The organism is Chitinimonas viridis (assembly GCF_030409555.1).
GTDB lineage: Bacteria > Pseudomonadota > Gammaproteobacteria > Burkholderiales > Chitinimonadaceae > Chitinimonas > Chitinimonas viridis.
The window spans coordinates 161,137-172,281 of the sequence record NZ_JAUFPU010000009.1 but is presented as its reverse complement, the minus strand read 5'-3'; the positions used below and the strand labels follow the sequence as shown (position 1 = coordinate 172,281).

Sequence of the window (11,145 nt, the reverse complement as noted above, 5' to 3'; positions counted from 1 at the left end):
ACCACAGACCACGGCAGCACGATGTACAAAAGCAATAGCCGCAGCACGGTGCTGCGGCTTTTGCCTGTATCGGCAATCAGTTAGCTGATGTACTGGAACAGCGACAGATTCTGTATCGATGAGAACGATTTGCGTGCTGCATCCAGATAGGTCTGGGTCTGGGTAAAGTCACTGATAGCCTGGGCGTAGTCTAGGTCGGTCAGTTTGGAGATGGTGGTCTTGTACTGCACATTGAGGTCTTCATTGGTGCCCTGCACCGACTCGCCCTCTTTCTGCCGCGAGCCTATGCCCGCCTGTATGGTCAGGATACGGGTAAGGGCATTATCCAGGTTGGACAAGGTCGTATTGAGCTTGTTCTGGAAAGTGGCGCCGCCCAGATTGGTCTCCTCGTAGCGCTCCAGCGCGGCCGAGAAGTCGCCTATGGTGCTGAACAGGTCATAGTCGCGGCTGGCTTCCAGGCTGAAGCTGTCACCATCCTTGGGTACGCCATCCACCGATATCTTGCCGCCAAAATCCCAGCCGGGGTACAGCGCACCGGTTTCACCGGTCTGCTGGGAAAAAATGATGTCCGAACCAGCCGTATACTTGCGCGGAAAGCTATTGGGGTTGCCGGCGCTGTCGGTGCGGGTTGCCGTCGGGTTGGCGGCACTGGCGGTGCTGGTGGTGTAATTCCAGCCGTCAATCAAGGAGGTGTTGTAATTGGCCGAGGCCGTATCGTTGTCGATGATGTCGTAGCTGGTCAGCATCTTGGCCGGATTGTTCGGGTCCGGCACCGAGTGGAACTGCACCCGGTAGTTCTGGTTGTTGAGCGGATTGGCCCACTTTACCGGGTCGGCCACCACACCGGGGCTGACAACCCCAGTGCCGCCGTTGGCCTGCAGCTTGGCATCGAAGGTGGCGGTACCGTTCACGGCGGTAGGCTGGTTGCCTTGCGCCGTAATCACCATGCCCAGGGCGGACACACCGCCCACCAGCGCGGCGTGCGACGCCACCGTGGTGGCGCCATCGGCCCGGGTGATGGTGTAGTTGCCACTGACGCTGTCCCAGTCCACCCGGTAGTCCGATGCCACAAAGCCCCCCGCCGGATCACGCGAGAACTGGATGGAACCGCCATCGCCCACCCTGACAGTACGCGGCAGTTCAGGCTGGGTCTGCGCAGTCGTAAAGGTACCGTTGCCATTCTTGATCTTGACGAAGATATCCGATCCGGAATCCGACACCGGTATCTGGCGCGATGGCGACACCTGCACGGCGCGCTGGCCCTGATCGCCGTCATAGCGCACATTGCCGTAGCCTTGCTCATTGAATGGCTTGGTATCGCCCTTGAAGCCGGCAAACAGGTACAGCCCGTTGCCATCCGTCGTATTCGCCAGCCCCAGCAACTCCTGGTACTTGCCACGGATGTCGGCCTCCACCATACGCTTCTCGGCATTGGTCAGCGTGGTAGCACCCGACTGCACCGCCAGTTGCTGGATATCCTGTATGACTCCGATAGCATGCTGCAGATTGGCCTCGGTCAGTGCCATGGTGTCATTGGCGTACTTCACGTTGGTGACGTACTGCTCGTTCTGCCGTGTCGCCTGGGTCAGATCCAGCGAACGGGCCGAGGACACCGGGTCATCCGAAGGCGTCAATATCTTGCGGCCAGTCGATAGCTGATTCTGCAGCTTGAACAGATCAACCTGGCGATTGTTCATATTGAACACGCCCAGGTTGTAGATGGAACTGGTGGCGACACGCATGCTATTTACTCCTGCAGATCAATCGCTGCTTAACGGCCTATGTTCAGGACTTCCTCGAATGCCTTCTGGGCAATCTGGATTACCCGGCTCGATGCCAGATAGGCCTGCTGGTAGATAAGCAGATTTGATGCCTCCTCATCGAGATTGACCCCTGACGCTTCTGCCAGCTTGGTTTGCGACTGCATCAACAGCTGGGATTGGGCCGCCTCGTTGATATTGACCTGGTTGGCGCGCACGCCCACATCGGCTACCAGCTTGCTGTATGCGCCCTGATAGCTGGCCGTGCCGCCGCTAAGGATATTGGTGGTCTGCAGCTTGCCCAGCGCCAGCATATTGCGGGAATCGGCCTTGCCGCCGGTGTTGGGTTCGACCAGGAAGGTATCCCTGGCTGCGGGCACGCCGGTGATCTGCACTGTCCAGCCGTTGTAGGAGATATTGCCGTTCGAGGTATAGGCCTGTGAGCTGAACTGCACGGTCATGCCGCCATCCACCACATTGCCGGTAGCCGGGTCCAGGCTGTTGCCGCCCGACACGATATTGCCGCTGCGATCGACAATATTGCCGGTATTAGGCTGGAAGCGGTTGCCGGTTGCCGGGTCGATCACCTCGCCAGTGCTTGGGTTCACCAGGTTGAAGCGGGTCGCCGTTTCGAACCGTATCGCCACCGGCGTCTTCATATCGGTGTTGATGGGCATGGTGGTGACCACGCCAGCCGATATATTGGCCGTGCCGGTGTTCTTGCGCGGGTCTATCACGAAGCGGTCACCGGCAACAGGTGGGCCGCCACCGTCGGTAATCTGCACGGTCCAACCGTTGTAGCTGATGTTGTTACCGGAGGTGTAGGTCTGGTTGGCTGCCAGCACGGTACCCGTGTTGGCATCGCGGATATCAAAGGTGCCTGCAGCAGTAAACAGTATCTCGATCTTCTTGGCCGCCACGCCACCCTGTGCCGCCACTGAAGCCGATACGCTGCTGATCAGCGCGCCACCAGTATTGGCGGCATTGGCCGATGAGGCGATGCTGAAGGTATCGGATGAGGTACGGATGGGGGCTGCTGCCGCCACCTTGGCCGTGTCCTTGATCATCACCGTCATCTCATCGGCAAAGCCACGGGTAGGCAATACCGTAAAGCGATCCCCCGCCACCATATTGCCGGCGTTGATGCGGAAGGACAGGCCATCAATCTCGATGGGCGGGTTGGCCCAGGCCGAAGCATTGATATTGAACTGGGCACCATCCTCCCTGCGCACCACCCGGTAATCGGGGCCGTCGAAGATGAACTCGTAATCGCTGGTGCCCAGCTTGCTGATATCCGATATCGAGACCTGCAGGTCAGCATTGCCTTGGTTCCTGCCATTGGCGATCACCTCGGAGGCGGCGGGCCTGAAGCTGATGCCTACATTCTCACCAGCCAGCAGATCAGGGCCGGTAGGCGGGTTCACATTGGGGTTGATCTCCAGCTTGAAGCGGACACCGAAGGCAGTAAAGCCGGTGGCACTGGTCAACTCGCCCGATGCCAGGCTGATGGTGGCGGTTTGCCCATCGGTCAGCCGGGTAATGGTGTAGTTGGTCCCGGTATTGTCCAGCGCGATGTTGTAGTCGCTCTCCACGAAGGGACGTACCGATGTCAGCTCGGCCGTCAGGCTCACCTGGTTGCCGCCTACGCGCGGCTGGGCGCTGATGCGTTCGGTGGGGAACTGGAAGAAATTGCCGCCGTACTGGCCATTCAGGTCCTGCCCCTTGCGGTGCTGCTCGTTGAAGGTCTGCGCCAGCGCAAGCGCCACCCGGCCGAGGGAGTTCTGCGAGACATCCAGCACTTCCTTGCGGAATTCCAGCACGCCGCCCAGGGAGCCGCCGGTAATCATTTCGGAAGGAATGACAGCGGTCACGCCAAACTGCTGGTAGGCCACATCCAGGCGGGATGGATCATCCACCGCCTGCACGGCGCCCAAGGTGAACGAGCGGTTGCCCACCACCAGGTTCTGGCCATTGCCGATAAAGATGTTGTAGCTGCCATCGGTCTGCTTGATGACCGTGGATTTGACGTACTGGTTGAGCTGGGTGACCAGATGGTCACGCTTGTCCAGCAAGTCATTGGGCAGGTTGTTGCCCACCGTGGTGGACAGGATGATCTGGTCGTTCAGGTGGGCAATCTGGCCGGTGATGGAGTTGATATTGCCTACCGTGGCCTGAATCTCGGTATTCACATCGCTGCGCAACGTCTGCATGCGCGAATCCACCGTCTGCAGCTTGGTGATCATGGATTCGGCCAAGCCCAACAGCGATTGCCTTGCGGTCACATCCTGCGGGTTATTGGCCACCGTCTGCACACCGGTGAAAAAGTCCTGCAACGAGGGCGAAAAACCGGCCGAAGGGTCGGCCAGCAGATTGTCCAGATCGGCCAGGTGGGACTTCAGGTTGGTCAGGTAACCGGCCTGCGCCTGTGCGGTCTGCACCTGACGGCCAACAAACTCGTTGTAGATACGCGTAATGGTATCGACCTGGGCGCCACGGCCCAGGAAGCCACCGCCGGTGGGCGTGGGTTCTACCGCGCTCTGGCCTATTACCTGCCGGTTGTAGCCGGGTGTGCTGGCATTGGCGATATTGTGGCTGGTGGTGGTCAGCCCAATTTGCGCCGCCTTCAGACCCGATACTGCAATGCCGTAGATACCGTTACCCATGATTTCCTACCTCTGCCGCCCATATGTCGGCACGTCTATCGTTATTACTCAGGCAGCCTTATAGGCCTTCAGCGCTGGGTGCTCAGCCACGCGGGCCAGCTTGTCGGCATAAGCCGGGTCGGTGGCATAGCCACCTGCTTGCAGTTCCTTGCCGAAGACCTTGGCATCTGCACCGGCCTGCGCCGCATCGCCATAGCGCGAAGACAGCAGGCGGGCATAATCGGCAAAGGCCTCGGCATAGCTGTCGTAGACACGGAAACGTTCCACCCGCTTCTGCGCCACGCCATCTACGTATTCAGTGGTAGTAATGTCCGTGGTCTTGCCTTCCCAACCCCGGCCGGCCTTGATGCCGAACAGGTTGTGGCTGTTGTTGCCATGGGCATCGACTATGGGCTTCTTGCCCCAGCCGCTTTCCAGTGCGGCATGTGCCAGCATCAAATGGGGGGACAAACCCAGCGATTGCGCCGCGGCAAGGGTAGACTGGCCGATGTCGCCTATGAACTCGCCGGCATCGCCAGCCACTGCCGCAACCGGAGCGGCAAGCTTTGCCGCCACAGTAGCTGTCCCATTGCCACCCCAACTACCGCGCGCCGGGCTGCGCTGCATGACCTGCAGGCTGTCGGGGTTGTTCATCCGCTCTATCTGGGCTGCGATCAAATCCGCCAGCCCCAGGCCACGGCCAGCACCGCTGGTCATGTTCTGCGATAGCTGCTGGTCATACATGGACTGGAACATGCCCACTGTGCTGCTTTCCAGCTCGTCGAACTTGGGGGTCGCGTCACGCATGGATTTCATCACCATGTCGAGAAACATCTTCTCGAACTGACCTGCCACCTCGCGTGCCGCCCCTTTGGGGTCCTTGGCTAGCCGGGCGCGCAGATCACCCACAGCCTGCGCATCTATCGCGAGCTTGGCGTTGAGGCTGGCATCAGTGGGGTTGGCAGTGAGTTGCATGGCGCTTGTCGGTTTCGAGTAGGCTCGAACCAAACAAAGCAAGGATGATGCCTGACCATATTACCCATACAATTCAATAACTTGAATTGAAAATAGTGGGCAATTCCGATCATCAGTCCGGGTGGGCGGCAAGAACTGCCACCTGCAGCAAAAGGCAACAAAAAAGGGCGCCAAGGCGCCCTCCTCTCCTACGCGGTTTTGGGGTCAGATCACTTCCAGATCCGCCTTCAGCGCACCAGCCGATTTCATGGCCTGCAGTATGGCCAGCAGATCCTGCGGCGTGGCGCCTATCTGGTTAAGCGCGCGCACCACTTCGTTGAGCGAAGCACTACGAGGCACAGCCGTCACGCCGCCTTTTTCCGCCTTCACTTCCACATCGGCATTCTGTACCGGCTGGGTCTCGCCACCGGATAGCGGCTTGGGTTGGCTGACTTCATTCTTGGCCGAGATGGTTACCGTCAGGTTACCGTGCGATATCGCACACGGCTCCAGCGTTACTGCCTTGTTCATGACCACCGACCCGGTACGGGCGTTGATGATTACCCGTGCCACCGCATCTGCCGGGATCACGTTCAGGTTTTCCAGCTTGGCCATGAAGCTGACACGGGCATCGGGGTCCTGTGGCGCACGAACTTGTATGGTGCGGGCATCCAGCGCACGGGCGGTAGACGCCCCCATGCCGGTATTGATGACCTGCGCCACCTTGCTGGCGGTGCTGAAATCCGCATCGTGCAGTGCCAGAGTGATGTAGTCACCCTCGCCCACGCCGCCAGGCACTTCGCGCTCCACCGTGGCACCATTGGGTATGCGTCCTACCGCCAGCTGGTTGACCTGGGTGCTGGAGCCCCCGGCCGATGCGCCCGCACCCGCCACGATCACATTGCCCTGAGCAATGGCGTAAACCTGGCCATCCGCCCCCTTGAGCGGGCTCATCAGCAGCATGCCACCGCGCAAGCTCTTGGCATTGCCTATCGATGACACGGTGACATCAATGGCCTGGCCTGAACGTGAATAGGGCGGCAAGGTACCGGTTACGGTCACTGCCGCCACATTCTTGAGCTGGAGACTGGTACCTGGGGGCAATTGCACCCCCAGCTGGGTGAGCATATTGATGACGCTCTGCACGGTAAACGGTGTCTGTGTGGTCTGGTCGCCGCTACCATCGAGGCCCACCACGATGCCGTAACCTATCAACTGGTTGGGCCTGACCCCGCCTATGCTGGCCAGCTCCTTGATTTTCTGGGCGTAAACCGTACTGCAGCCAAGGGCCAGGAGTAGACAGGCTATCAGGCGGACTGCGGTACGGTTTAGAAGCATCGGGTCAGAATGGCAGGAAGCTGAAAAAGAATCGCTGCAGCCAGCCGGCACGGTCGGCGGATGCAATCGTACCGCTGCCCATTTCTTCTATGCGGGCCTCGGCAATCTTGTTTGAGGATACCACATTGCCTGCTTTCACATCGGCCGGGTTGACGATGCCCGATACTCGCAAATAACTGATTTCGCCACGGATATTGACCTGCTTCTCGCCGGCTATCACCAAGTTGCCATTGGCCAGCACATCCACCACCTGTGCAGTGATCTGCCCACGGAAGCTGTTGCTGGAACTGGCTGTGCCCTTGCCATCATGCTTGTTGGTTGACTGCGTATCGAGCGCCAGGCCGCCCAATATGCCCCGGAAGAAGTTCGAGCTGGCATTGACATCCACCTCGGTACTGTTCTCGCTGGTCCGCTCGGCCTTATTGGCAGAATTGCTGCTGGCGTTGATCTGTTCTTCAATCAGCACCGTCAGGTTGTCGCCCATATGCCGGGCCAGCCTGTCCTCGAACAGCGAGCGGGCCGTTGCCGCCTGGTAGATGCTGCCCCGCCCTGCCGCAACCTGCGGCTGCGCCATGGGCCGTACACTGGTCGGTTGGGTGACGATGGTCGGTGGGATGCTGCTGGCGCAAGCGCTCAGCAACAACACGGCAATCAGGCTGAAGGTGTTACGTATCATGGCCAGGCTCCTGTCAGTATTTTGCTTATGCCATTGGTTCACGTACGTGGTTTACAGCTGTGTCAGCTTCTGCAACATCTGGTCCGAAGTCTGGATGGAGCGCGAATTGATCTCAAAGGCCCGCTGCGCCTGGATCATATTGATCAGCTCTTCGGTGATGTTGACGTTGGAGGTTTCAACATACTGCTGGTTGAGCACACCCAGGCCTGTCTGTCCCGGCGTTCCGGCCTGCGGCGCACCAGATGCCGCGGTCTCCAGATAGAGGTTCTCGCCCACGCTCTGCAAACCGGCCGGGTTGATGAAGGTCGCCAGTTGTATCGTGCCTATCTGGGTAGCCTGGGTCTGCCCAGCCTGCAAGGCGGTCACTATGCCGTCACGGCTGACACCAAACTGCAAAGCACCTTCCGGTACGGTGATGTTGCCTTGCAAGGGGTAGCCCTCGGCCGTGACGATCACCCCCTGGTTATTCAACTGAAAGGCACCATCCCGGGTATAGCCTATGGTGCCGTCCGGCATCTCGATCTGGAAGAAGCCGCGGCCGTTGATGGCAATATCGTAGGGATTGTCGGTCAGCTGCAGATTGCCCTGGGTGTGGATGCGCTCTGTAGCAACAGGCTTGACCCCGGTACCGAGTTGCAGCCCCGTGGGCAGTTGTGTCTGCTGGCTGGTCGCGCCGCCTGGCTGGCGCAGCGTCTGGTACAGCAGATCTTCAAAAATTGGCCGGCTACGCTTGAAGCCGTTGGTATTGACGTTGGCCAGATTATTGGAGATGACGTCGATGTTCATCTGCATCGCGTCCATGCCTGTCTTGGCAACCCACAGAGAGCGCATCATGGCGGCTATCCTTTCGTCTTTCCTGTCGTTTTATTCGTATCTTGCGGGTAGTGGCTGGCGACTTAGCTTACGGCCATGATCTGTGCGGCAGCCTTGGCGTTCTGATCAGCTGTTTGCAACATTCGTACCTGAAGATCGTAGTTGCGCTGGTAATCAATCATTTTCACCAGCTGATCCACTGCATTGACGTTGCTGGCCTCCAGCGCGCCATTGGTCATCTGTACGCTGGCATCGACCTGGGCTGGCTGACCATCGCGCAGCCTGAACAATCCATCGCTGCCACGTTCCAGCTGCAGCTCGTCTGGCCTCACCAGCTTGATGCGGCCTATCTCATTGCTCTGCGCAGGGTCATTGGCCGGTGCAGCAGTGATCGTGCCGTCCTTGCCAAAAGTCACGATGCTGTTTTCGGGAATGACGATGGGACCGCCATCTCCCTGTACGGGATAGCCCTCGCGGGTCTTGAGCAGGCCGGTCGCGTCGATTTCCAGGCTACCGTTGCGGGTATAGGCCTCGCCATTGCCAGTCTGGACTGCGAACAAACCCTCGGTCGTGATGGCGATATCCAGCTCACGCCCGGTGGTCTGCAGGGAACCAGGGCTGAAATCCGAACCTATTGTCTGTTCCAGCGTATAGCTGCGGGTCTGGTATCCGGTGCCGCCGACGGCTTGCACGGCGCGAGACGCCGCCAGCTCCTGCTTGAAGCCAGGCGTGGTGGCGTTGGCCAGGTTGTTGGCGACGGTGGCCTGCTGCAGGCTGGCGTGCTTCGCCCCTGTCATGGCCGTGTAGATAAGCCGATCCATGCAACTCTCCCAGAGCGGCAAAGCTCGCCGGTTGCCCGGTAAACCTTGCCGGTCGTTTAACGATCCGCGCGGAGAGCGCTAGGTTGGCTCTGAGGCGTTAACGCAGGTTGACCATGGTCTGGAGCAACTGGTCCTGCGTCTTGATCGTTTGCGCATTGGCCTGGTAGGACCGTTGCGCGGTAATCATGTCCACGAGTTCCTTGGTCAGGTCGATATTGGAATCCTCGACCGCGCCCGACTGCAGGGCGCCAAAGTCACTCGTACCCGGCGTACCAATCCGCGCCTGGTTGGACGCGTAGCTTTCTGCCCAACGGTTATCGCCCAAAGGCTGCAAACCCTGCGGGTTGGCAAAGTTGAACAGCGTTATCTGGCCTATCGTGCGGTTCTGGCCGTTGGAGTAACGGCCTAGTATCAGACCATCCTTGCCTATCGACAGCCCCGTGATATTGCCGTCTGCATAACCATCCTGGCTCAGTTCATTCACACCGAACTGGTTGCCGAACTGTGTTGTTCCCGTCAGGAAGGTGGTAAACGCCAAAGGCGTCTGCGCACCGCTCGGTGACGGTATCGGAGAGGTATATGCAAAGCTCGTGCCACCATTCATCTTGCCGGCGGAATCAAAGGTGACATAGCCCGGTTGCAGTACCGGCGTTGCCCCATCAAAGCTCGTCTGCACCTCCCAGGCATTCACCCCTACCTTGGTCATATAGAAGGTCAAGGTATGCCTGACCCCTTGCGAGTCATACACATCCGCCGAGGTCGAGTGCGTGAAGGTATTGGGGTCCGTCGGGTTCACCGCCGGTGAGCTGCGAGTCTCCACCGAACCGGCGGTGAACACCCCCGCACGCTGGGTCACACCCTGCAGGCTGAGATTGAAGTTCATTGGGCCGCCGGGCTCACCAAAAGGCCCGGGCGGGTAGGTATAGGTTGCCGGGATGATGGGAGCAGAAATGATCTGGCCGTTGGTATTGAACACCACGGCTGGAATAGGAGTGACGCCGTCAGGCAAGGTGGAGACCGGCCCAGCACCATCGATATCATAGGTGGCCGTCCAGGTATTGGTGGCCGCCTTGGTCAGGGTAATGGCCAGCGTATGGGTGACACCATTGGGGTCGCGGAATGTCGTGTTGTAGACATGGGGCGTGGTGACCGGGTCATTGGCATCCAGATTGGAGTTGTAGACCGCCACCGTGGTGCTCGATCCCACATCGCTGACACTGATGGTGCCGTTGACAGGCGCAGCTGTCTCCTGGATGCCAGAGAAATTCAGATTGAAGTTGAACGGTGTCGAGCCATATGCCGGAGCAGGCGAACCTATGGGATAGGACACCGACTGGGTAGCGCCCGATTGTAGTTGGCCGCCAGGCGTGAAGACCAGTGGTGTAGACGTGCTGGTGAACGAGCCCGCCCCATCCAGCTGGGTCTGCACACTCCAGGTGGCTGGCCCCACATTGATCAGCCGCACATTCAGCAAATGGAACTGCCCCATGGGATCCGCCACCCGGGTCTGATAGTCGATCTGGGTTCCTACGCCAGCCCCCTGCTGCAACTGAGCTCCTGTTACGGATACCGTCTGGGTGCCGCGTGATATCAGGTCTTCCCGTGCGTCCAGATTCATCCCCACCGTCAGGCCGGCATTGGCCAGGGTAGAGCCGCCCGTAGCACGGGCACCAATATTCGAGGTGCGCACCTGTATGGCCTCGGGTGAGCTGCCGGTCAGTAGCTGGTTATTCTCGTTAGCGATGTAACCGGCCAGCTTCTGGCCGTTGTTGACGATATAGCCGTCACGATCCAGCTGGAACTGACCATTGCGGCTGTAGCTATAGCTACCGGAAGGGTCTATCAGGCGGAAGAAGCCATTGCCTTGTATGGCGATATCCAGGGGATTGTTGGTGCTGCTGATATTGCCCTGCGCAAATTGCTGGGCCACGTTCGACGTGCGGCCACCAATGCCCACCTGCACACTGGTGCTGGCCAGGGTGTTGGCATAGATATCGGCAAACTCGGCGCGCGATCCCTTGTAGCCGACGGTGTTGGCATTGGCTACATTGTTGCCGACCACGTCGAGGAATTTGGAGGCGGAATTCAGACCGCTCAAACCTTGCTGGAAGCCCATGGTGTTACTCCTGGATATCGCTTGC

Annotated in this window: 8 protein-coding genes; all 8 read right to left on the bottom strand. The window is 59.3% G+C overall.

Translation table 11 applies throughout. The features are described from left to right. Positions 1-80: 80 nt before the first annotated feature. Positions 81-1,742, bottom strand: a complete 1,662-nt coding sequence (gene flgL, locus QWZ03_RS12035; protein WP_290332940.1) for a flagellar hook-associated protein FlgL — start codon at positions 1,740-1,742, stop codon at positions 81-83. A 29-nt stretch (positions 1,743-1,771) separates the two neighbouring features. Then, complete coding sequence (gene flgK, locus QWZ03_RS12030) at positions 1,772-4,423, bottom strand: flagellar hook-associated protein FlgK (RefSeq protein WP_290332939.1); 2,652 nt, start codon at positions 4,421-4,423, stop codon at positions 1,772-1,774. A gap of 48 nt (positions 4,424-4,471) precedes the next feature. Continuing rightward, positions 4,472-5,377, bottom strand: a complete 906-nt coding sequence (gene flgJ, locus QWZ03_RS12025; RefSeq protein ID WP_290332938.1) for a flagellar assembly peptidoglycan hydrolase FlgJ — start codon at positions 5,375-5,377, stop codon at positions 4,472-4,474. Between the two features lie 204 nt (positions 5,378-5,581). Then, on the bottom strand, positions 5,582-6,694 hold the full coding sequence (locus QWZ03_RS12020) for a flagellar basal body P-ring protein FlgI (protein ID WP_290332937.1): 1,113 nt from the start codon (positions 6,692-6,694) through the stop codon (positions 5,582-5,584). Between the two features lie 4 nt (positions 6,695-6,698). After that, positions 6,699-7,370 (bottom strand): flagellar basal body L-ring protein FlgH, encoded by a 672-nt coding sequence (locus tag QWZ03_RS12015; RefSeq protein WP_290332935.1) that lies wholly within the window; start codon positions 7,368-7,370, stop codon positions 6,699-6,701. 51 nt (positions 7,371-7,421) lie between these two features. Beyond that, positions 7,422-8,204: a flagellar basal-body rod protein FlgG gene (gene flgG / locus QWZ03_RS12010; protein WP_284196206.1), complete on the bottom strand. Its 783-nt coding sequence runs from the start codon at positions 8,202-8,204 to the stop codon at positions 7,422-7,424. A 62-nt stretch (positions 8,205-8,266) separates the two neighbouring features. Continuing rightward, the gene (flgF, locus tag QWZ03_RS12005) at positions 8,267-9,004 is read right to left on the bottom strand and encodes a flagellar basal-body rod protein FlgF (RefSeq protein WP_290332934.1); all 738 of its coding nucleotides are present in this window, start codon (positions 9,002-9,004) and stop codon (positions 8,267-8,269) included. Between the two features lie 97 nt (positions 9,005-9,101). Continuing rightward, positions 9,102-11,120 (bottom strand): flagellar hook protein FlgE, encoded by a 2,019-nt coding sequence (locus QWZ03_RS12000; protein WP_290332933.1) that lies wholly within the window; start codon positions 11,118-11,120, stop codon positions 9,102-9,104. Positions 11,121-11,145 lie beyond the last annotated feature (25 nt).